This is a genomic window from Saccharopolyspora sp. NPDC003752 (assembly GCF_053605825.1).
Map to the genome: position 1 here is coordinate 65,684 of NZ_JBSGJZ010000008.1, position 22,716 is coordinate 88,399.

The window sequence follows — 22,716 nt, forward strand, 5'->3', positions numbered from 1 at the left end:
CACCCGCAAGACACCGCAACCGCACGGGAAATCGAGAAGGGAAACCATGAGCGTCAAGTTGCAGAAGGTCAACGGCCTTGAGTTCGCTGTCCGGGATTTGTCGTTGGCCGAGGCCGGGCGGCATCAGATCCGGTTGGCCGAGCACGAGATGCCGGGCCTGATGGCGACTCGCGAGGAGTACGCGGATTCGCAGCCGTTGAAGGGTGCGCGGGTTGCGGGTTCGTTGCACATGACGGTGCAGACGGCTGTGCTGATCGAGACCTTGGTCGCGTTGGGCGCGGAGGTCCGGTGGGTGTCGTGCAACATCTTCTCGACGCAGGACGAGGCTGCGGCGGCGGTCGTGGTGGGCCCGAACGGGACGCCGGAGGCGCCTGCGGGTGTGCCGGTGTTCGCGTGGAAGGGTGAGTCGCTGGAGGAGTACTGGTGGTGCACCGACCAGTTGTTCCAGTTCGGTGACGGCCAGGGTCCGAACATGATCCTCGACGACGGCGGTGACGCCACGTTGCTGGTGCACAAGGGCGTCGAGTTCGAGGCCGCGGGCGCGGTGCCGCAGCCGGGCGAGGACGACCCGGAGGAGTACAAGGTCATCCTGGAGACCCTGCGCGCCAGCATCGCCCGGGACGGCCAGCGGTTCACCAAGATCGCCGGTGAGATCAAGGGTGTCACCGAGGAGACCACCACCGGCGTGCACCGCCTGTACGAGCTGGCCAAGACCGGGGACCTGCTGTTCCCCGCGATCAACGTCAACGACTCGGTCACCAAGTCGAAGTTCGACAACAAGTACGGCTGCCGCCACTCCCTGGTCGACGGCATCAACCGGGCCACGGACGTGCTCATCGGCGGCAAGGTCGCGGTCGTCTGCGGCTACGGCGACGTCGGCAAGGGCTCGGCGGAATCGCTGCGCGGCCAGGGCGCCCGGGTGATCGTCACCGAGGTCGACCCGATCTGCGCCCTGCAGGCGGCGATGGACGGCTACCAGGTCACCACCCTGGAAGACGTCGTGGAGACCGCGGACATCTTCGTCACCACCACCGGCAACTTCAACATCATCACCGCCGAGCACATGACGCGGATGAAGCACCAGGCGATCGTGGGCAACATCGGTCACTTCGACAACGAGATCGACATGGCCGGCCTGGAGAAGGTGCCGGGCATCCGCAAGCAGGAGATCAAGCCCCAGGTCCACGAGTACGTCTTCGAGGACGGGCACTCGATCATCGTGCTGTCCGAGGGCCGCCTGCTGAACCTGGGCAACGCCACCGGTCACCCCAGCTTCGTGATGTCGAACTCCTTCACCAACCAGACGATCGCGCAGATCGAGCTGTTCACCAAGCCGGGCGAGTACGACAAGCAGGTCTACGTGCTGCCGAAGCACCTGGACGAGAAGGTCGCCCGCCTGCACCTGGACGCGCTGGGTGTGAAGCTGACCAAGCTGACCAAGGAGCAGGCCGCCTACATCGGCGTCGACGTCAACGGCCCGTACAAGCCCGACCACTACCGCTACTGATCGATTTCTCGGCTGAGGAGGAGACCAGGCCATGACTCGGGTCATAGATCGGCTGCGCCCCGGCAAGACGGTGTTCTCGGTGGAGTTCTTCCCCGCGAAGACCGACGAGGAGGAACGCCAGCTTTGGCGGGCCATCCGGGAGCTGGAGCCGCTGGACCCCGCGTACGTGTCGGTGACCTACGGTGCCGGCGGGTCCAGCCGGGACCGCACCGTGCGCACCACCGGCCGGATCGCCAGCGACACCACCCTGGTGCCGGTGGCGCACCTGACCGGCGTGAACCACTCGATCGCCGAACTGCGGCACGTCATCGGCTCGTACGCGGCCGAGGGCATCACCAACGTGCTGGCGATCCGCGGCGACCCGCCGGGCGACCCGATGGGCGAGTGGACCCCGCACCCGGAGGGCATCACCTACGCCGACGAGCTCGTGCGGCTGGTGCGCGAGTGCGGTGACTTCAGCGTGGGCGTCGCGGCGTTCCCGCACCTGCACCCGCGCTCGGTGGACCTGGAGTCCGACACCCGGCACATGGTCAACAAGCTGCGGGCCGGGGCGGACTTCTCGGTGGCGCAGATGTTCCTGGAGCCGGAGTACTTCCTGCGGCTGCGGGACCGGCTGGCGCAGCACGGCTGCGACCAGCCGCTGCTGCCGGGGGTCATGCCGATCACCACGCCGCGGGTGCTGGGCATGACCACGCAGCTGAGCAACATGACGATCCCGGACGAGGTGTCGGCGGTGCTGGACCCGCTGCGCGACGACGCGGCCGGCTTCCGGGCGGCCGGGCTGGAGATCACCACCCGGCTGTGCGAGAAGCTGATCGCCGAAGGCGTGCCGGCGTTGCACTTCTACAGCCTCAACCGGGCCAAGGCCACCCGCGAGGTGGTGGCCAACCTCGGACTGGCCGACGGCGTGCTGAAAGCCGCCTGACGCCCGAGCCGTCGAAGCCCGCCGTCCCTCCGGGGCGGCGGGCTTCTGCTCGTCGGGACGGGATTCCGGGTGAGGTCGGTCACGGCCCCGGGACGCGCATCCGGGCCGGCCCGGTGCGCGGTGTCATCGAAGCCCGTCGACGGGCCGTCGCGCGCGGTCTTCGTGCCCGCATTCGGGTGACCGGCGGCGGCCGCTCGGCACGCAGCGGAGCGATCAACGGCGGTGCCGGGGGCGCCGGACCCGGTGGCTTCCTTTTTGATCCGGTCCCGCGCTTCGCTAGAGTTGACGCATTCGCGGTCCGCTCGGCCGAATTCGGCCGCGACCGGAAATCGATCAGTCCAATTCGGACAGAAGTGCAATGGTGCGCTGTAAGCGGTGCCCCGGGGCGGGGGTCGCGAACGCCGGGATGGGGTTCGTCCAGCGCTGTCCGCGGGACGGGGGAGGAGCAGGTCAGTGCCGTTGTCGCCGGCGTGTTCGCGCCGCGGTCCCGGACCGTTCGAGGGCGAATCTCCTCCGCGAATTCCGAAAGATCAATTGTCGCGGATCGGCTCGCCCAGCGGATTCGCCGCCCGCTGTTTCGGGAACGGAAACGGTTCGGTAACCCGGCCGGTCGATTTGCCGAGTTCGAATGGTTCGCGGAAACGACTTCTCGAATTGCGCGGTGAGGTGCGGCGATGATGACGACGAGCGAGGTCAGCGCGCTGGACTGGGCGTTCCTCTGCCTGGAGCAGGAAACCGCGCCGATGCACCTCGGCGCGGTCGCGGTGTTCCGGCCGCCGGAACCGGTGGACCGGTTGCGCTTGCTGGGGCTGCTCGCGGAGCGGGCGCAGCGGATCGCGCGGCTGCGGCTGCGGATCGGCCAGTCCTGGCTGCCCGGCCAGGCCCACTGGGCGGAAGCCCCGGAATTCGACGCGTCCGAACACGTGCACAGCCACCAGCTGCCCACCCCCGGCGGGCGGGCGGAGCTGGCCGGGCTGGTCGCGGAGCTCCTCGCGGATCCGCTGGACCGGCGCCGTCCGCTGTGGGAACTGCACCTGATCACCGGCCTGGACGGGGACCGGTTCGCGGTGCTGGTGAAGTTCCACCACGCACTGGCCGATGGCCGCGAGGCCGTCGAAACGGGAGTGGCGCTGCTGGACGGCTTCGCGCCCGCCGAGCAGGAACCGGCCTGCCCCGTCGGCGGTCCGCTGCAGCTCCTCCGGCGCCCGCGGAAGCTGATCGGGGCGGTGCGCGGAACCCTGTCGAAATCCGGCGAGACGCTGGGCATCGCCTCGTCGGTGGTGCGCAACATGCGGGTGCCGGTCCCGGATTCGCCGTTGCGCGCCTCGTCCTCGACGGCGCGGCGGGTGGCGCTGGTCCCGATCGGCCTCGCCGACCTGCGGCGCATCCGCGCGAAGCACGGCGGCACCACCAACGACGTGGTGCTCGCGGTGCTCGCCGGGGCGTTCCGCCGGTGGCTGGCCACGCGCGGGCATCCGGTCGGCGAGCTGCCGGTGCGGGCGCTGATCCCGGTCTGCCGCCGGCGCGGCGACGACGTGAGCGGGAACAACCGGCTCTCCGGCTACCTGTGCGACCTGCCGGTGGGCGAGCCGGATCCGGTGGCGAGGCTGCAGGCGATCCGGGCCGCGATGAGGCGCAACAAGAGCGCGGGTCCGCTGCGCGGGCCGGGCGCGTTCCCGGTGTTGGCCGGGCGGGTGCCGCAGATCGTGCACCAGGTGGCCGCCCCGCTGACCGGGCAGAGCGCCGCGCTGCTGTTCGACACCGTGATCACCAACGTGCCGCTGCCGGACTTCCCGGCGGCCCTGGGTGGGGCGGCGTTGGCGGAGCTGTACCCGGTGGCCCCGCTGGCGGCAGGGCAGGCGCTGGCCATCGCGGTTTCGCAGTACCGCGACACCGTGCACGTCGGCGTGCACGCCAACCGCGCCGCGCTGCCGGACCTGGAGAAGTTCAGCGGTGCGCTGCCGCTCGCGGTTGCCGAACTCGGCGACCTGTCGTGACCGATTCGCCCGCGCCGCCACGGTTTTCCTGGTTATATGGGGGTATGGATCTTGTGGTGCGGACCGAGCACGGAGCGGTGCGCGGCACCGTCGATGGGGAGATCAGCGCGTTCAAGGGGATCCCGTACGCGGCGCCGCTGGACGGCCCGCGCCGGTTCCAGGCTCCGGTCGCGCCCGAGCGCTGGGACGGCGCGCGCGACGCCTCGGCGTTCAGCGCATCGGTGCCGCAGCCCACGATCATGCCGGGCGTGCCGTCGCTGTGGAATCCCGGCGACGGCACCGATTCCCTCAGCCTGAACGTCTGGACCCCGGACCTCGGCGGCGGGCTACCGGTGATGGTCTGGATCCACGGCGGCGCGTTCCTGGGCGGCACGACCGACAGCCCGGCGTACGACGGGTCGCGGCTGGCGAGCGGTGGCGTGGTCGTGGTGACGGTGAACTACCGGGTGGGCTACGAGGGTTTCGGCTGGGTCGCCGATGCTCCGGCCAACCGCGGCATCCTGGATCAGCTCGCGGCGTTGCGCTGGGTGCGGGAGAACATCGCGGCGTTCGGCGGCGATCCCGGCAACGTGACGATCTTCGGCGAGTCGGCCGGGGCGACCTCGGTGGCGGCGCTGATCGCCGGTTCGGCCGGGCAGGGCCTCTTCCACCGCGCCATCGCGCAGAGCCTGGGCAACCTCTACTCCGGCGAGGACGAGGCCCGCAAGATCGGCGAGCTGATCGCCGGCCGGCTGGACGTTCCCGCCACCGCCGAGGCGCTGGGCTCGGTGCCGTCCGAGGCGATCCACGCGGCCCAGTCCCCGGTGATGCAGGAGATGAACGCCGACCGCGCGGCCTGGACGAACTCCACGGCGTACGCGGTGGTCCTGGACGGGGAGGTGCTGTCGGAGCTGCCGTGGGCGGCGCTGCGCTCCGGTGCGCCCCGCGGTGTGGACCTGATCAGCGGCTACAACACCGACGAGGCCAGGATGTTCACGGTCGGGCTCCCGGCGGAGGCGAAGGACCCGGCCGCGATGGCGCAGGGCCTGCGGCTGGCGCCGTCGGTGGTCGACGAGTACCGCGCGGGGTATCCGGGCGTCGACGACGCGGAACTGTTCAGCGTGATGCTCAGCGACCAGCTGTTCCGCATGCCGTCGACGTGGCTCGCCGAGGGCCACGCCGCCGGCGGTGGGCGGAGCTACCTGTACGAGTTCTCCTGGCCCGTCCCGGGGCTCGGCGGTGCGCTCGGCGCCTGCCACGGGCTGGACGTGCCGTTCACCTTCGGCGTCTCGGAAAGCGAGCTCACCGCGGCGTGGTTCGAGGGCACGGTGCCGCCGGACTTCGAGGAGCTCTCCGGCGAATTGCGCAGGGCGTGGGTCTCCTTCGCCACCACCGGCGACCCCGGCTGGCCCGCCTACACCGCCGCCGACCGCTCGGCCCGGATCTGGAACGTGCCGCCGACGGTGGTGGCCGACCCGGTCAAGCCGTCCCGCGAGATCTGGCGGCACCGCTTCCCGGCGTGATCGCTGATGGCCGGGATGGCGACTTCCCGCCATTCCGGCCGTTGCCGCGGGAGGCGCGGGATTCTCTTGCGCATGCCCGGAAGACCGGCTCGTGCGGCAGCGGTTCTCACGATGGCGCTGGCCGTCGCGGTCCTACCGGGGACCGCGGCCGCGGCGCCGTACTGCCAGAGCATCACGGAGACCTCGAACCCGGACTGGATGGCGGGCCTACCGGACGACGCCAGCCTCGCGAAGCTGTCGATCCCGGGCACCCACCAAACCCTGTCGCTGCACGGCGGTTCCTTGACGCAGACGCAGGAGAACCACGGCGACAGCGCGGAAACGCTGGGCGTGCAGCTGCAGTCCGGAATCCGGGCCATCGACATCAGGGTGCGGCGCTACGACGACCGGTTCACCCTGCACCACGGGCCGTTCTACCAGAACGCCAACTTCTCCGACGTGCTGCGCGAGGCGGGCGAGTTCCTGGCCGCGCACCCCGGCGAAGCGGTGCTCATGCGGCTGAAGGCCGAGTGCACCGGCGAGATGACCTCGTGCACCGACGAGAACAGCCGGCTCGACACCGCGCAGATCCTCGACTGGTACCGGGACAACGATCCCAACGGCGAGTACCTGCTCGACCCGGCGGGCGGCGACATGCCGACGCTGGGGCAGGCGCGCGGCAAGATCGTGCTGGCCACCCTGCAGGGCGCGGGTGGCGGGCTCTACGAGGGGCGCGGGCTCGGCCAGTTCAACAACGACACCTGGGGCGAGTACGTCCAGGACGCCTACGACGTGCCGACGCTGTTCGACATCGACGACAAGTGGTTCAAGGTCCGCGACCACCTGGACAAGACGGCGGCCGCCGACGCCGGCCGGATGTTCCTGAACTTCTCCAGCGGGTCCAGCCCGGCGGCGTTCCCGGACGCGGTGGCCTGCGGCGCGGCCGGCTTCCGCGGCGTCAACGACTTCGCCCTGGAGCACCTCAACGGCAACGACCTGCCGAGGACCGGGGTGATCATGATGGACTTCCCGGGAGCGGACCTGGTGAACGCCATCATCGCGGCCAACCGCTGACCGGACGGGGCCACCCGGAGTCCAGGCGAAACCGGGAGCCACCGGCGAACCACGTCCCGGTGCTGAAGCTCCTCGGTGAAGTGCGGTTCTGGGGTTTCCGGTTTCAGGCGAAATCGGGGCACGCCCGGGTTCATCGGCCCGGCCTCGGGGAGCACCGGTCGGCCTGCGGGGGAGAATCGCGGCGGATGGTCTTCTCGGGGCAGCGGAGGCGCTTCCGGCCCTGTTCGTGGGAACCGTGGTGAGTACGAGGTGAGTGGGAAGTTGGGACGCTGGATCGACGTCGCCGATGGCGTGCTGGTTCGCCGGTACGAGGAGCTGGACCTCTCGGTCGGCCTCGTCGTGGGCGGCGAGCGCTGCCTCGTCATCGACACCGGCGGCGACGCCGGGCAGGGGGCCGAGCTCGCCGCGGCGGTCCGCGAGGTCACGCCGCTGCCCTGGTCGGTGGTCCTGACCCACGCGCACTTCGACCACAGCTTCGGCACCGAGGCGTTCCTGCCGTGCCAGGTCTGGGCGCACGACCGGTGCCGCGCCCAGCTCGTGGCCACGGGGGCGGATCAGCGCGAGAAGTGGGCTCGGAACTACCGCCAGCGGGGCGAGCACGAGGTCGCCGATCGCATCGAGGCGGTGCGGATCGCGTTGCCCGACAACCTGGTCGGCGACCGGCAGGTGCTCGACCTCGGCGGGCGCGACGTGGCGCTGCTCCACTTCGGGCCGGCGCACTCCGACCACGACGTGGTCGTGCACGTGCCGGATGCGGGTGTCGTGTTCGCGGGCGATCTGGTCGAGCAGGGCGCGCCGCCGCAGTTCGGTGACGCGTATCCGCAGGGGTGGCCCGCCGCGCTGGACGGCGTCCTCGCGCTGGACGCGCCGGTGGTGCTGCCCGGGCACGGCGAGCCGGTGGACCGGGAGTTCGTGCGGCGCCAGCGCGCCGAGCTGGCGACCGTGGCCGAGCTGTGCCGGGCGGTGGCGGCGGGGGAGCTCACCGCGGAGCAGGCGGTGGAGCGCTCGCCCTTCCCCGAGAAGTTCACCCGGGACGCCCTGGCGCGCTGACGACCTCGCCGCGGGCGTCGGCGGCCGCGTTGGTTAACGTGAGTAAGTATCGCGGCGGACGGAGGACGGCATGTCAGACACGGCGGAGAAGGCGCTCGCGGCGCTGCGCGCGGAACTGCCCGAGCCGGTGCTGCTGACCGACCCCGATTCCGTCGCCCGCTTCGCCCACGACGAGGCCGAGTGGGCCCCGCACGGCGAACCGCTGGCGGTGGTGCGCGCGACCAGCACCGATGATGTCGTCGCCGCAGTGCGGATCTGCGCTGAGCTGGGGGTTCCGGTGGTGCCGCGAGGCGCCGGGACCGGCCTGTCGGGCGGCGCGAACGCCATCGACGGCTGCGTGCTGATCTCCTTCGAGGGCATGAACGAGATCCTGGAGATCAACCCGCGGGAGCAGCTCGCCGTGGTGCAGCCCGGCGTGGTCAACGACGATCTGCGCGCCGCCTGCCGCGAGCAGGGCGCCTGGTACCCGCCGGACCCGGCCAGCTCGCCGTGGTCGACCATCGGCGGCAACGTCGCCACCAACGCGGGCGGCGTGTGCTGCGTGAAGTACGGCGTGACCCGCGATTACGTGCTGGGCCTGGAAGCCGTCGTCGGCAACGGCGAGGTGGTGCGGCTGGGGCGGCGCACCGCCAAGGGCGTCGCCGGCTACGACCTGTGCGGGCTGTTCGTCGGCTCGGAAGGCACGCTCGGCGTGATCACCGAGATCACCGTCAAGCTGCTGCCCGGCTTGCGAGCCCCCGAGCGCACCGTGGTCGGGTACTTCGATTCCCTCGTGGCGGCGGGCGAAGCGGTGGCCGCGGTCGCCGCGGCCGGGATCGTGCCGTCGGCGCTGGAACTGCTCGACCAGCACTGCCTGAAGGCCGTCGACGAGTGGAAGAACATGGGCCTCAGCGCCGAGGCGAACGTGCTGCTGCTCGGCCGTTCCGATACTCCGGGCGCGGCGGGGGAGCAGGAGGTCGACGGGCTGCTGCGCTGCTTCGACGAGGCCGGCGCGACCTGGAGCGCCCGCTCCACCGACGAGCACGAGGCGGACGCGTTGTTCGCCGCGCGCCGGCTGGCGTATCCGGCGCTGGAGCGCCTCGGTCCGGTGCTGACCGAGGACGTCTGCGTGCCGCGGGCGAAGGTGCCGGAGATGCTGGGCCGCATCGAGGCGGCTGCGCAGCGGCACGACACGCAGATCGCCAACATCGCGCACGCCGGCGACGGCAACCTGCACCCGCTGATCATCACGCCGCCCGGTGACGACGCGTCGCGGCTGCGCGCGCAGCGGGCCTTCGACGACATCGTCGCCGACGCCATCGCGATGGGCGGCACGGTGACCGGCGAGCACGGCGTGGGCCTGCTCAAGCGCAAGGGCCTGCACGCGGAGCTCAGCCCGGCGGTGATCGGCATGCACCACGCGGTCAAGAACGCCCTCGATCCGGCCGGGATCTTCAACCCAGGCAAGGTCTTCGGCGACCCGGACAGCTGAGAGCCCGCGCGCCAGCACGCCGGAGAACACCGGCGTGAGGTGATTCGAACCCGCCGCGGTGCTCGATGCGATGGAGCAGCACCGGATCACGCGGACGGCTACATCACGCTGGTCGACCGGCTCAAGGACGTGATCATCTCCGGCGGCCGCAACGTCTACTCCGTCGAGGTGGAGAACGCGCTCGCCGCGAACCCTGCGGTCGCCGAGATCGCGGTGCGGCGTCGGCTTCACCACCGCCACCACCGCCTCGCCCAGGTCCTCGTGCTTGCGGGAGACCCTGCAAGACCTGCGGGCCTTCGGCGCCGAGCGACTGAGCTCCTACAAGCTCCCGCGCGAGCTGGTCATCCGGGAGGCGATTCCCCGCAACCCCACTGGGAAGGCGCTGAAGCACGTCCTCCGCGCTGACCTCGAACAGCCGTAGTCCGGGAGCCGGACGGCGTTTTCGCGCGAAAACGGCGTTCGCAGGCGTGACGGATGCCGTTTTCGCGCGAAAACGGCATCCCGAGCAGCCTTGTCACCGTCAATGCACCCACCCTGGGAGCAGCGGAGCGCCGTCAGCGCTTCGCGAGTTCCAGGGCCGCCGTTTCGATGGTGTCCTCGTCGAGCAGGACGTGGTAGGCCGCCGCGCCGAGCGGGATGAAGCTGTCCTCGCTGGTGACCCGGGCGATCGGCCCGGCGAAGCCGCCGTCGACGAGCGCCGTCACCACCGGCTCGGAAACGCCGCCGCTGCGGCGGGTTTCGTCCACCACCAGCACCCGGCCGGTCGCGCGCGCCGCGGCCAGCAGGTCCTCGACCGGCAGCGGCGCCAGCCAGCGCAGGTCCAGCACCCGCGCCCCGATGCCGCGCTCCCGCAGCCGCTTCGCGACCCGCAGGCTCATCGGCACGCCGTTGCCGAAGCTGACCAGCGTCAGGTCCTCGCCGTCGCCGTACTCGCGGGCCCGCCCGATCGGCACGTGGTGTTCACCGGGCGCGGGATACCGCGCCAGCCACTCGCCGTCGCCGGGTTCGTGCAGGTCGCGCGTGTGGTACAGCGCGATGGGCTCCAGGAACATGCACACCCGGCCGTCCTCGTGCGCGGCGGCGACGCAGGTGCGCAGCATCGCGGCGGCGTCGTCGGGCCGCGACGGCGAGGCGACCACGACGCCCGGCAGGTCGCGCAGCGCGGCGACGCTGTCGTCGTTGTGGAAGTGGCCGCCGAAACCCTTCTGGTAGCCGTAACCGGCGATGCGCACGACCATCGGGTTCCGGTACTGACCGTTGGAGAAGAAGCTCAGCGTGCTTCCCTCACCGCGCAACTGGTCGGCCGCGTTGTGCACGTATGCGAGGTACTGGATCTCGGGGATCGGCAGCAGCCCGGCGAGTCCCGCACCGAGCGCGGTGCCCAGGATGCTCTGCTCGTCCAGCAGCGTGTCGAAGACCTTGGTGCCGCCGAACTTCTTGCGCAGCCCGCGCGTCACCCCGTACACGCCGCCCTTGCGCGCGACGTCCTCGCCGAAGACCACGACGCCCGGGTCGCGGCCCAGCTCCTCGGTCAGCGACCGGTTGATCGCCTGCGCCAGGGTCAGCGGCCCCTCGGCTTCGGGCAGCTGATCGGCGAAGACCTCCGCGCGCCGCGGCGGGACCTCACCCGCCCGGCGCGCGACGGCGTCGGGCCGGTCCTGGTAGATCGACGCCATCACCTCGGCGGCGCTGCCCAGTTTGCGGCGGCCGAGCGCATCCTCCGCGATGCGCGCGACCTCGGCCCGCTTGTCCTCGTAGCGCGCGAGCACCTCGCCTGGTTCGAGGATCCCGTTGTCCACCAGTGCTTTCGCCGTGCCGAGAAGCGGGTCGCGCTGGTAGTCGGTGGTGATCTCGGTGCGCGACCGGTAGCCGGATTCCACGTCGGACCCGGCGTGCCCCATCAACCGCACCGTCCGCAAGTGCAGGAATGCCGGGGCGCGGTGCTCGCGAACCCAGTCGGCGGCCTCTCGCGCGACCGCCAGGCATCGCACCGGATCGGCGCCGTCGACCGTGAAGTACCGCAGGCCGGCGCGGTTGCCGTAGGTGGATTCGATCCAGCCCTGCGGGGTGCGCACGCTGATCCCGATGCCGTTGTCCTCGCACACCAGCAGCAGCGGCATCGGCAGGCCCTGGAAGGCGCAGTGCAGCGCCGAGTTGATCGCGCCGGTAGCAGTCGAGTGGTTCGCCGAGGCGTCGCCGAAGCTGCACACCACCACCGAATCCGCCGGCCACGCGGTCGGGACGCCCAGCTTCGCCGCCCGCCCCAGGGAGAACGCCAGGCCGACCGCGCGGGGCAGGTGCGAGGCGATGGTCGAGGTCTGCGGGATGACGGACAGCTCGGCGTTGCCGAACACCTTGTGCCGCCCGGCGGAGATCGGTTCGTCGGACGAGGCGACGATGCCCAGCAGCACGTCGCGCAGCGGGTGCTGCCCCGGCACCTGCCGGCCGCGGTGGACGTAGAAGCCACCGGAGCGGTAGTGCAGCAGCGCCGGATCGGTCGGCCGCAGCGCGGCGGCTACCGCGGCGTTGGACTCGTGCCCGGACGAGCCGATGCTGTAGAAGCCCTTGCCCTGCGAGCCCAGCTGCCGCGCCTGGAAGTCCAGGTGCCGGCTGCCGGCCTGCGAGTCGAACAGCTCAAGCAACTCGTCGCCTGGTCCCGACCCGGTCGACGGCCGTGCGGACCAACCGGCCACGGCGGCGCGGAAGAACTCGTCAACGGGCTCGGTCTTGTCGCTCATCGATCCTCCGTGTTGCAAGTGAGCGGGTCGGGCGCTGGGTCACGGCTCGCGCGGCTCCGCGTGCCAGCCGTTGGCCACCTGGGCGCAGGACTTGGCCAGGCACTCCAGCGCGATCGGCAGCAGCGGGTTGGTGTTCTGCTTCCGGTACAGGGCCTTCACCCGGCGGTGCGGCTGCCAGCCGGAGATCCGGGAGATGCGCACGTGGTCGTCGGGGATCGCCAGCCCGGGCAGCACCGCGACCCCGAGGTCGCGGGCCACCAGGTCTCGGATCACCGAGTAGTCGTTGCTGCGGAAGGTGATCCGCGGCACGAACCCGGCCGCGGCGGCCAGCCGCACCAGCGCCCGCGCGCCCGCGGTGTCCTGCCGGGTGCAGATCCAGGCGTCGTCGGCGAGCTCGCGCAGCTCCACCTCCGGGGCGCCGGCCAGCCGGTGCGTCTCGGGCAGCGCCAGCCGCAGCGGCTCGGCCATCAGCTCCTCCACGCACAGCTCGATCGGCCACTGCCTGGGATCGAGGTCGTACTCGAAGACCACCGCCGCGTCCAGGACGCCTTCGAGCACGTCGCCGAGCACCTCGTCCGGTTCGCCCTCGTCGAGCTGCACCTCGGCGCTGGGCCGCTCGGCGACCACGGCGGCCAGCACGTCGGGCAGCACCCGCGCGTTGGCGGTGGCGAAGCTGGCCAGCCGCAGGCTGCCTTCCTCGCCGGCGACCATCGCCCGCACCTCGCGTTCCAGCGAGTCGAGCGCGCCGAGCGCGTCGCGGCTGCGGTCGGCGAGCCGGACCGCCAGCGCGGTGCTGCGGGCGGAGCGGGCGGAGCGTTCGAACAGCGGTGCGCCGACCGCGCGTTCCAGCAGCACCATCTGCTGCGACACCGCCGATGCGGTGTAGCCGAGCACCCTGCCGGCCTCGGCGAACGAGCCGGTGCGGACGCATTCCTGCAGGGTTCTCAGGTGGATCGGGTTGAGCACGCCTGCCCCCTCAACTCTCGTCTTCCAGACCGCGCACCCGGTGCCGGCTCGCCCCGGGTGTCGACCGCAATTTCCATTGAAATCGAAGGTTCGATTTCAATGGAAATTGCGGAGCCACGCGATGTGGGTTCAGGTTCAAAGCGGCCCTCACGCGGTCGCGGTGCTGGGCAACCGGCCGCGCAGCTGCATCGCCGTCCGCACCCGCTGCTTCGCCAGGTCCAGCGCCGCCTGGTGCGGCAGCACGCCGTCGGCCTGCGCGGTGTCCAGCACCAGCACGGTGTTGCTGCGGGTCCGCTCCGCGACCGCCCGCAGGATCGCGGTCGGCTCCGGCCGGAACGCGGAATACCGCGCATCCATCGCGAAACCGGCCGCGATGGCGCCGCCGGCGTTGGCGATGAAGTCCGGCACCACGGTGATCTCGCGGGTGGCCAGCAGCCGGCGGGCTTCCGGCGTGGTCGGCAGGTTCGCCCCCTCCACGACCAGCCCGGCCCGGATGCCGGCGGCGACGGCTTCGTCGATGACGTCCTGCCCGGCGGCCGGGATCAGCACGTCGCAGTCCACCAGCAGTTCCTCGCCGCGCGGAATCCGCTGCTGCGCCGAGGCCTTGGCCACGCACGCGTCGCCGAACTCGGCGCGGGCGTCCAGCCACCGCGGCACGTCGAGCCCGTCCGGGTCGTGCACCGACCCGTCGATCGTGGACAACGCCACCAGCTGCGCGCCGAGCTCGTGCAGCCGCTTCGCCGCAGCCGCCCCGACGGCGCCGAAGCCCTGCACCGCCACCCGCGCGCCGGCCACGCTGCGGCCCTGCCGGGCCAGCGCCGCGTCCACGGCCTCGGCGACGCCATGGCCTGTCACGCCCAGCTGGTCGTAGGGCACGCCGCCCAGCGATTCGGGCACCCCGACGGCCGCGCCGCGATCGCCGAGCTCGTCCTGGATGATCGCCGCGTCGTGCTCGGTCATGCCCATGTCCAGCCCGGCGACGTAGCTGGCCGGGATCTGGTCGGCCAGCCGCCGCGCGAAGGCCCGCACGATCCGCTCCTTGTCCGGCGAGTCCGGGTCGGCGAAGATGCCGGCCTTCGCGCCGCCGTGGAACAGGTCGACCGCGGCCCACTTCCAGGTCATCACGCGGGCCAGCCGGGCGACCTCGCCGACGGTGACGGTCGGGCTCATCCGGGTGCCGCCCTTGCCGGTGCCGCGGGCGGTGTTGTCGATGACCAGCACGCCCCGCATGCCGGTGCGCGCGTCGGAGACGCACACGACCTTCTCCGGGCCCCACTCGTCGATCTCCTGCAACAGATCACGCACGGTTCGCGCTCCTTCGTCGGCTGCGCCGCGCGCAGCCCGGATCGGGGGATTCAGTTCTCGTTTTCGAAGCGGCGAAGCCGCTTAGCCCGCCCTTGCAACTTGCACCGCCGCGGGTTCTCAGACGTCGTCTCGGGAGGACAGCCGGACATACCTGAGTCGGGGATCCCGGAGCGAGACGGCGCCTGAGGTTCCGCTACCCGCACCGCTACGCAGAAAGAGTCCAAAACAGCCTTTCAGACGCAGTTGTGCTCGGGGCGGACCTCGGCCCCGGCGAAGCGGCGGGCGTCGAGGCCGGAGACGTCGACGACCGGTCGGCGGCCGAGCACGAGGTCGCGCATCACCTCGCCGATCGCCGGCCCCTGCAGGAAGCCGTGGCCGGAGAAGCCGGTGGCGTACAGGAACCGGCTCGCTCCCGCCGCCTCGCCGATCAGCGCGTTGTGGTCGGGCGTCATCTCGTAGAGCCCGGCCCAGCCGTGCGCCACGCCGATGTCGGCCAGCCGCGGCGCGCGCCGCGCCACCGCGTCGGCGAGCCGCCCGAGCCAGCGGTCGTCGGTGTTGAGCCGGAAGCCGAACTCCTCGTCGGGGTCGGACATGCCGATGAGCAGGCCCGGTCCCTCGTCGTGGAAGTAGAAGCTGGTGCCGAAGTCGATGGTGAACGGCAGCCGAGGCGGCAGATCGGGCACCGGCTCGGTGACCAGGATCTGCCGGCGCAGCGGGCGAACGGGCAGCTCGACGCCGGCGAACTCGCCGACGGCCGCCGACCAGGCGCCCGCCGCGCAGACCACTGTGGACGTTTCGACGGAGCCGAAGTCGGTGTGCACCGCGGTTATCTCGCCGCGGCTGACCTCGATGCCGGTGACCGGGCAGTTCCGCCGCAGCAGCGCGCCGTGGTGCCGGGCGCCCTGCGCGTATCCCTGCACCACCGCCTCGGGCGTGCAGTGCCCGTCGGTGGGGGAGAAGGCCGCCGCGCGCAGCCCGTCCGGCACGACGTACGGGGAGAGCTCGCAGGCTTCCCGGACGGTCAGCATCCGGCTGGGCACGCCGAACTCGTTCTGCAGCCGAACGCCGCGCTCGAAGGCCGCGACGTCCGCGTGATCGGACAGCAGGAACAGGTAGCCGTGCTGCTTGAGGTCGATCTCGCCGCCGGGCCGCCGCGCGAAGTCCTCGAACGCCCGCAGGCTGCGCTGCCCGAGCTCGATGTTGACCGGGTCGGAGAACTGCGCCCGCACGCCGCCGGCGGCCTTGCTGGTGCTACCCGCGCCGAGCTCGTCGCGCTCCAGCAGCAGCACGTCCACGCCGGCCTCGGCGAGGTGGAAGGCGGTGCTGACGCCCACCACCCCGCCGCCGATCACGACGACATCGGCCCGGTGCGGCAGCATCACCGCGCACCGCCGAGTTCCGGTGGCAGCCGGAAGTCCAGCTCCGGCTCGACGGTGTCGACGTCCATCTGCGCCTTCTGCAGCTTGCCGGAGAAGTCCCAGTTCAACGACTGCCAGCGGGTGAACTGGTCGAGCACCCAGACGCCGGACTGGCGGCTGCCGTTGCCGGACTTGCCGTTGCCGCCGAAGGGCAGGTGCGCCTCCGCGCCCGAGGTCGAGTTGTTCACGCTGACCATGCCCGCGCCGATGCCCTCCCGGAACCGGAACGCGGTGGCCGGGTCGGTGGTGTAGATCGCCGCGGACAGCCCGTAGCCCGGAGCGTTGCCCAGCTCGATGGCCTCGTCCAGCGTGTCGTAGGTGGTGACGCCGACGATCGGGCCGAAGGTCTCGTTGCGGAACACGTGGTCGTCCGGCCGCAGTCCGTCCAGCAGCACCGGGTGGTAGTACAGCCCGGTCGACGGATCGCCCTGGAACCCCTTGCGCGGCGCCGAATCGGTGATCCGGCCGACCGATTCCGAACCGAGCACGGTGTGGTGCTCGGCGATGTTGCCCAGGATGGATTCGAAGTTGTCGGCGAACTTCTGGTCCAGCATTGGGCCGTAGAGCACGTCACCGGCCGGGTCGCCGATGGTGGCCGCGCGCAGCGACGCGTCCAGCCGCCCGACGAACTCGTCGTGCACGTCGCGGTGCACGATCAGGTTGCCCAGCGAGGTGCAGCGCTGCCCGGCGGTGCCCCACCCGGAGAAGAGCGCGCCCTCCACGGCCAGGTCGAGCTCCGCGTCCGGGGCCACGATCATCGGGTTCTTGCCGCCCAGCTCCAGGCACGGGCTCTGCAGGTAGCGGCCGCACAGCTCGCCGACCCGCGCGCCGACCGCGCTGGAACCGGTGAAGCCGACCTTGTTGACGGTGCCCGCAGCCAGCGCGGACTCCAGGCCCTTGAAGGTCGCCTCGCCGTCGGTGTAGACGAGGTTGAGCACGCCCTTGGGCACCCCGGCGCGCCAGGCCAGCTCGGCCAGCGCCCGCGCCGCGCCCGCGGCGTACTCGGCGGGCTTCCACACCACGGCGTTGCCGCACAGCAGCGCGGGAACCATGTACCAGGACGGCACCGCGACCGGGAAGTTGCCCGCGGTGATCACCACCGCGACGCCCACCGGCACGCGGAAGGTGAACAGCTGCTTGTCCGGCATCTCCGAGGGCACGGTCTGCCCGTAGAGCCTGCGGCCCTCGCCGAGGAAGAAGTCGCAGGTGTCTATGATCTCCTGCACCTCGCCGAGCGCCTCGGCGTAGGGCTTGCCGATCTCCCGGGTCACCAGGCGCGCCAGCGACTCCTTGTTCGCCTCGACCAGCCGGCCCAGCCCGGCCACCACCCGCCCGCGCACCGGCGCGGGCACCTGCGCCCACTCGCGCTGCGCCCGCTGCGCCTGCTCGGTCGCGGCCAGCAGCGTCTCGGGTCCGCCGAGGGAGACCTCGGCGACGACGTCATCCAGGTTCGCCGGGTTGCGCGAGAGGTACTCGCCTCCGCCGTCGACCCGGGCGGGGGCGTCCGGACCGATCACGGAGCTCAACGTCGACTGCACCGACATGCACCTCTTCCAGCTCGTTGGGTACTCGCGCGCAGGTGTGCCGCGGGACACCTCCGCCGTCGGGATCACCGTAAATCCCCGGAGGCGTCTTCGCGGAGAATCAGAAGAGTGATTTCTTCTCCCCCTGAGCGATAGCACGGCTTCTGCTCGCGATGATCTCCACGAGCCGAGATGTCGATCTCTACCGCTGCGGCCGGAGGTGTGGCAGCGTGCCGCGCATGGACGTGTGGAGCGACGCCGACGTGGCCGCGGCGCTGGACCTGGACACCGCCATCGCCTCGCAGCGGCTGGCGTTCGAATCGCTCGGCCGGGGCGAGGCGCAGCTCGCCGAGAAGGTCGCCATCCGAACGGGCGACGACACGACGCTGTGCTACCTCAGCCGCCTGTCGCCGAGGCACGGAGCCGTCAGCAAGCTGGTCGCGGTCCACCCCGGCAACGCCGACCGGGGCCTGCCCGCGATCTCGGCGACGGTGCTGGTCCTGGACGCGGCCACCGGCCGGCCGGTGGCGACCATGCAGGCCACCGCGCTCACCGAGATCCGCACGGCCGCGGGCAGCGCCGTCGCCGCCGACGCGCTCGCGGTGCCCGACGCCGACGAACTCGCGATCCTCGGCTCCGGCGTGCAGGCGAGGGCGCACGCCCGCGCGATCGCGCGCGTGCGCGAACTGCGCGAAATCCGGATCTACAGCCGCGACGCGGCGCGCCGCGAGGCCGCGGCCGCGGAACTGGCGGCCGAGCTGCGCATCGCGGTGCGAGCCGTGGCGAGCGCCGGGGAAGCGGTCCGCGAAGCGCCGCTGATCGCGGCCTGCACCCTCAGCGCGGAACCCGTCGTCCCGACCGCCGCGGTCGCGGCGGGAGCGACGGTGATCAGCGTCGGCAGCTTCGAGCACCAACGGTGCGAAGTGGACGCGGAGCTGATCCGGCGCGCCGGAGCGGTCGTGGTCGACGAAGTCGGCACGGCCGCGACGCACGCGGGACCGATCGTGCGCGCCTTGGAGCGCGGCGACATCGAGCGCGCGCAGCTGCGAGCGCTCGGCGCGGTGCTGCTGGGCGAAGCCCCGGGGCGCGTCAGCGCGGGGGAGGTGGTGTTCTACAACAGCGTCGGCCTGGGCGTGCAGGACGCCGCCGCGGCCCACGCCGTGCTCGGCACCATCTAAGGGGTCTTTGAGGATGCGGCGTCAGCCGCATGCGGTGTGGGACTCAGCTTGCACCGCCGCGGGTTCTCAGGCGGCGTCTGGCGAGGACAGCCCCGATGCCGCGTATTGGTCATACGCAAGTCGGGGCTCCCACAGTCCAGGCGTCGTCTGAGGTTCCGCTACCCGCACCGCCACGCAAGCCCATTTTGAAATGTCTTCTGAAGCGGATCCCGGGTCGTCGCGGGAAAGGCGAAGGGCTGCTTGGGGTCAGGGGAAGGCATCCGCGTGCTTCGCCGTCTTTCCCGGATGATCCCCATCGACGAACATCCCCGCATCGCGTGATCGCCAATCGGCGTCGCCAGCGGGGAGGTACTCGGTGCGAGATGAGACAGCCGCGACCGGTGGGTCGCTGTTCGGGACCGGGCCGAACGGGATCTTCCGCCGCACCGTGCCGAAACCCGAGGCGCAGGGCGACCGGCGGATGCTCCGCGTGCTCGGGTTGCCGCAGCTGACCATGATCGGCGTCGGCGCCATCATCGGCGCCGGGATCTTCAGCCTCGCCGGGGCCGTCGCCCGCGACGTCGCCGGTCCCGCCGTGCTGGTGTCGTTCCTCATCGCCGGCGCCGCTTCGCTGTGCGCCGCCTTCGCCTACGCCGAGTTCGCCGGGATGGTGCCGCGCGCCGGGTCGTCCTACACCTACGCCGCCGCCGTGCTCGGCGAGGTCGTCGGCTGGATCATCGGCTGGGACCTGCTGCTGGAGTACACCGCGATCGTCGCGACCGTCTCCATCGGCATGTCCGGCTACGCCGGGTTCCTGCTGGACGCCATCGGCGTCGACCTGCCCGCGTGGATGCTCGGCGCGCCCGGCACCGGCGAGGGGCACCGGGTGGACCTGATCGCGATGCTGATCTGTCTCGGCGTGGCCTGGCTGCTCAACCGCGGCACGAAGACCTCGGCGAAGGTCGACGTGGCGCTCACCGTCGTGAAGATCGCCGTGGTGCTGCTCGTCGTGGTCGTCGGACTGTCCCAAGTGGACTTCGGGAACCTGACGCCGTTCGCGCCCTTCGGCTGGGGCGGGGCGGTCACCGGGGCGGCCACGGTGTTCTTCGCGGTCTTCGGCTACGACGCGCTGTCCACCGCCGCCGAGGAATCCGTGGAGGCCCGCAAGCTGATGCCGAAGGCGATGGTCTGGTCGCTGGCCATCTCGATGGTGCTCTACGTCGGCGCCTGCATCGTGCTCACCGGCATGGTGCCGTACCACGAGGTCAACCCGGACAGCGGTTTCTCCAGCGCGTTCGCCAGCGTCGGCATGTCGGGCGTGGCGACCGTGATCGCGGTCGGCGCGATCCTCGGCATCGTCACGGTGAGCTTCTCGTTCATGATGGGCGCCTCCCGGCTGTGGTACGCGCTCAGCCGCGACGGGCTGATGCCGAAGTGGTTCGGCGAACTGCACCCGGTCCGCCGGGTGCCGCACCGCGCGACGTGGATCCTCGGCATCGTCTCCGCGGTGCTGGCCGGCCTGCTGCCGGTGCAGGAGGCCGCGGAGCTGACCAACATCGGCGTGCTGTTCGCGTTCGTCCTGGTCTGCGCCGCGGTCGTGGTGCTGCGCTACCGCAGGCCCGACCTGCCCCGCAGCTTCCGCTGCCCGGGCATGCCGGTGGTGCCGGTCCTCGGCGTGCTGTTCTCCGCCTGGCTGATGTCGTTCCTGGCCGGCGAGACCTGGCTGCGCTTCGCCGGTTGGCTGGTGGTCGGCCTGCTCGTCTACGGCCTGTACAGCTACCGGAACACGCGGCGGGTGATGCCGGGCGGTTCGGTCGACCTGAGCGCGCTGGACGAGGAGAAGCAGTGACCACCGCAGCGGTCTCGACCTGGAAACCACGCGCCGCCGCAGGCGTCTTCGGCGCCGCGATCGCCACCGGCGCGGCGATCCTCGCCACCGGCGGCGCGGGCACCCTGTGGGGCCTGACGCCGATCGTGGTGTACGCGATCCTCGTCCTGCTCGACGTGGACGTCGTGCTCGCCACCCTCGCCGCGCTCGTCGTCGCGGCGCTGGAGACCGGCACCGCGCCGCTGGAGCTGGGCACGCTGATGGGCGAGTCCCTGGGCTCGTTCATCGCCGTGGTCGGCATGATCATCCTGCTCGGCGGCGGCCTCGGCCGGGTCGTCACCGAGACGGGCGCGGCCGCGACGATGGTGCGGATGGTGTTGCACGGCATCGGGATCAGCACCCGGCTGCGGTTCCGGATCGGCGTGATGCTGTCGGCGACGCTGCTGGGCGCGGCGCTGGGCACGCTGTCGGGCGCGAGCGCCCTGCTGGTGCCGATCGTGCTGCCGATCGCCGCCGCGATGCGGCTGACCCCGCCGTCGATGGCCGCGATGTTCCACGCGGGCACCGCCGCGGGCCTGGTCACCGGCCCGTTCACGCCGCCGGTGGTCACGATCATGGGCACCGCGCAGATCGGCTACGGCGAGTACCTGCTCAGCGCCGGGATCCCGATGGCCGCCACCGTCTGGCTCACCGGGCTGGGCATGTCGCACTGGATCCAGCGGCGCACCGAGGGCATCGACTCCTATCCGGACGACGTCGCCGAGGAGGCCGAGCACGACCCGGCGACCGCCAGGCGGGCGACCATCGGCTTCCTCGGCAGCATGGTGGTCCTGGTGGCGCTGGGCATCGCGTTCCAGGCGAGCTACACCTACGTGCTGATCGTGATGCCCGTCAGCGCCGCGGTCACCGCCCTGTGCGGCCGCATGTCGCCGACGGCGGCGCTGCACGCGATGTACCGGGGTGCGCAGCCGCTGCTGTGGTTGTTCCTGCTGTTCTGGCTGCTCAACCCGATGCTGGAGCTGCTGGAGCGCTCGGGCGCCTACGACGCGATGCAGCGGCTGGTGGCGCCGACGCTGGGCGATGTCGGGCCGTGGCTGTTCTGCATGATCGTGCTGGTCGTCGGCTGGCTCGGGGTTTCCGGCGCGGCGGTCGCGCAGGTGGTGCTGCTGCAGAAGCTGTTCGGCCCGGCGCTGGCCGGGCTGGGCATTCCGCCCGGCGCGTGGGCCGCGGTGCTGCTGGGCTCCTCGCAGATCGACTGGTTCGGGCCGTTCCCGGGGCCGGACATGATCGGGCAGATGGGCCTCGCGCGCTCCCGGAACCTGCGGATGATGATGTTCAACGGCTGGGCGATCATGGTCGCCAACCTGGCCCTGTTCGCGGTCCTGTTCCTCGTCCTGATCTGACCCGGGCAGGCCCGCCCGAGGAATCAGTTGGGGAGGCGCGTGGTGGGGTTTGCGGAGCGGTTGCGGGCCGAGGCGGCGTTCGGGGGTCTGCCCGGGCGGATCGGGTTCGCCGCCTGGGATCTCGACGAGCGGGAACCGGTGCTGGTCGACGCCGAGCGGGTCGTGCACGCCGCCAGCACGATCAAGGTCCTGATCATGATCACCGCGCTGCGCGCCGTGCACGAGGGGCGGCTCCGGCTGGACGCCGAGGTCGAGTTGCCCGCGGAGCGGGCCGGCGGGTTCGGGGTGCTGCGGGAGCTTCCCAGCGTGACGGCGATCTCGCTGCGCGACCTGATCACGCTGATGATCGTGATCAGCGACAACGCCGCCACGAACGCGGTGATCGACGCGGTCGGGTTCGAGGCGATCCGGGACTGCGCCGCCGACCTGGGTTGCACGGCGACCCGGGTCCAGCGGCGGCTGATGGACGTCAACGCCCCGGGCCGCAACGAGACCACGGCGCTGGACCAGGCGCGCGTGCTCGCCGCGCTGGCCGGGGGATCGGCGCTGCCGCCGGAACTGACCGAGCACGCGCTCGACGTCCTGTCTCGGCAGCAGGTCCGCGACCGGCTGCCCTCGCTGCTGCCGGACGGCGTGCAGTGCTGGAACAAGACCGGAGAGCTGCTCGGCCTGCGCCACGACGTGGGGCTGATCGGCGACGACCGGCCGCGCGCGGTGGTGGCGGTGCTGGTCGACGAGCTCACCGACGAGTGCTCCACCGCGGGCTACCGCGGCGGACCGGCCTGCGATGCGATCGCGAGCCTCGGGCGGGCCGTCCACCGCGCTCTCGGTTGAGCACGGCCCACCCGGAGCGGCGAAACGGCTGGTCCTGCG

Annotated in this window: 17 protein-coding genes; 12 read left to right on the top strand and 5 right to left on the bottom strand. The window is 71.7% G+C overall.

Annotated features, from left to right (window positions below; translation table 11 throughout):
- Positions 1–46 precede the first annotated feature (46 nt).
- The 8 genes from ahcY to ACWEV3_RS12830 all read left to right on the top strand — a co-directional run bounded on the left by ahcY (position 47) and on the right by ACWEV3_RS12830 (position 9,926).
- Complete coding sequence (gene ahcY, locus ACWEV3_RS12795; RefSeq protein WP_452613997.1) at positions 47–1,507, top strand: adenosylhomocysteinase; 1,461 nt, start codon at positions 47–49, stop codon at positions 1,505–1,507.
- Positions 1,508–1,538: 31 nt separating this feature from the next.
- Positions 1,539–2,432 (top strand): methylenetetrahydrofolate reductase, encoded by an 894-nt coding sequence (locus ACWEV3_RS12800; protein WP_452613998.1) that lies wholly within the window; start codon positions 1,539–1,541, stop codon positions 2,430–2,432.
- A 674-nt stretch (positions 2,433–3,106) separates the two neighbouring features.
- On the top strand, positions 3,107–4,429 hold the full coding sequence (locus ACWEV3_RS12805) for a wax ester/triacylglycerol synthase family O-acyltransferase (RefSeq protein WP_452613999.1): 1,323 nt from the start codon (positions 3,107–3,109) through the stop codon (positions 4,427–4,429).
- Positions 4,430–4,473: 44 nt separating this feature from the next.
- Positions 4,474–5,931: a carboxylesterase/lipase family protein gene (locus ACWEV3_RS12810; RefSeq protein WP_452614000.1), complete on the top strand. Its 1,458-nt coding sequence runs from the start codon at positions 4,474–4,476 to the stop codon at positions 5,929–5,931.
- Between the two features lie 72 nt (positions 5,932–6,003).
- Positions 6,004–6,984: a phosphatidylinositol-specific phospholipase C gene (locus tag ACWEV3_RS12815; RefSeq protein ID WP_452614001.1), complete on the top strand. Its 981-nt coding sequence runs from the start codon at positions 6,004–6,006 to the stop codon at positions 6,982–6,984.
- Between the two features lie 249 nt (positions 6,985–7,233).
- Positions 7,234–8,034 carry an MBL fold metallo-hydrolase gene (locus tag ACWEV3_RS12820; protein ID WP_452614002.1) on the top strand — a complete coding sequence of 267 codons (801 nt, stop codon included), beginning with the start codon at positions 7,234–7,236 and terminating at the stop codon, positions 8,032–8,034.
- Positions 8,035–8,104: 70 nt separating this feature from the next.
- Positions 8,105–9,505, top strand: coding sequence for an FAD-binding oxidoreductase (locus ACWEV3_RS12825; protein ID WP_452614003.1), 1,401 nt, complete (start codon positions 8,105–8,107; stop codon positions 9,503–9,505).
- A 265-nt stretch (positions 9,506–9,770) separates the two neighbouring features.
- The gene (locus tag ACWEV3_RS12830; protein WP_452614004.1) at positions 9,771–9,926 is read left to right on the top strand and encodes a hypothetical protein; all 156 of its coding nucleotides are present in this window, start codon (positions 9,771–9,773) and stop codon (positions 9,924–9,926) included.
- A 133-nt stretch (positions 9,927–10,059) separates the two neighbouring features.
- Here ACWEV3_RS12830 and ACWEV3_RS12835 read toward each other — a convergent pair whose 3' ends face one another.
- From ACWEV3_RS12835 to ACWEV3_RS12855, 5 genes are all read right to left on the bottom strand, one after another.
- Positions 10,060–12,243, bottom strand: coding sequence for a thiamine pyrophosphate-dependent enzyme (locus ACWEV3_RS12835; RefSeq protein WP_452614005.1), 2,184 nt, complete (start codon positions 12,241–12,243; stop codon positions 10,060–10,062).
- Between the two features lie 39 nt (positions 12,244–12,282).
- Positions 12,283–13,209, bottom strand: a complete 927-nt coding sequence (locus ACWEV3_RS12840) for a LysR family transcriptional regulator (RefSeq protein WP_132486752.1) — start codon at positions 13,207–13,209, stop codon at positions 12,283–12,285.
- A 147-nt stretch (positions 13,210–13,356) separates the two neighbouring features.
- Positions 13,357–14,514: a Glu/Leu/Phe/Val family dehydrogenase gene (locus tag ACWEV3_RS12845; protein ID WP_452614006.1), complete on the bottom strand. Its 1,158-nt coding sequence runs from the start codon at positions 14,512–14,514 to the stop codon at positions 13,357–13,359.
- Positions 14,515–14,747: 233 nt separating this feature from the next.
- Positions 14,748–15,893 carry an NAD(P)/FAD-dependent oxidoreductase gene (locus ACWEV3_RS12850; RefSeq protein ID WP_452614007.1) on the bottom strand — a complete coding sequence of 382 codons (1,146 nt, stop codon included), beginning with the start codon at positions 15,891–15,893 and terminating at the stop codon, positions 14,748–14,750.
- A complete protein-coding gene (locus ACWEV3_RS12855; RefSeq protein WP_452614008.1) occupies positions 15,893–17,476 on the bottom strand; it encodes an aldehyde dehydrogenase family protein in 1,584 nt (527 codons plus the stop codon). Before ACWEV3_RS12855 ends, ACWEV3_RS12850 begins: the two co-directional genes overlap by 1 nt.
- 218 nt (positions 17,477–17,694) lie before the next feature.
- Between ACWEV3_RS12855 and ACWEV3_RS12860 the strand changes: the two genes are divergently transcribed.
- From ACWEV3_RS12860 to ACWEV3_RS12875, 4 genes are all read left to right on the top strand, one after another.
- A complete protein-coding gene (locus ACWEV3_RS12860; protein ID WP_452614176.1) occupies positions 17,695–18,633 on the top strand; it encodes an ornithine cyclodeaminase family protein in 939 nt (312 codons plus the stop codon).
- A gap of 355 nt (positions 18,634–18,988) precedes the next feature.
- Positions 18,989–20,461, top strand: coding sequence for an amino acid permease (locus ACWEV3_RS12865; protein WP_452614009.1), 1,473 nt, complete (start codon positions 18,989–18,991; stop codon positions 20,459–20,461).
- On the top strand, positions 20,458–21,843 hold the full coding sequence (locus ACWEV3_RS12870) for a GntT/GntP/DsdX family permease (protein ID WP_452614010.1): 1,386 nt from the start codon (positions 20,458–20,460) through the stop codon (positions 21,841–21,843). Before ACWEV3_RS12865 ends, ACWEV3_RS12870 begins: the two co-directional genes overlap by 4 nt.
- A 42-nt stretch (positions 21,844–21,885) precedes the next feature.
- On the top strand, positions 21,886–22,677 hold the full coding sequence (locus ACWEV3_RS12875; RefSeq protein WP_452614011.1) for a serine hydrolase: 792 nt from the start codon (positions 21,886–21,888) through the stop codon (positions 22,675–22,677).
- The last annotated feature ends 39 nt before the right edge of the window (positions 22,678–22,716 follow it).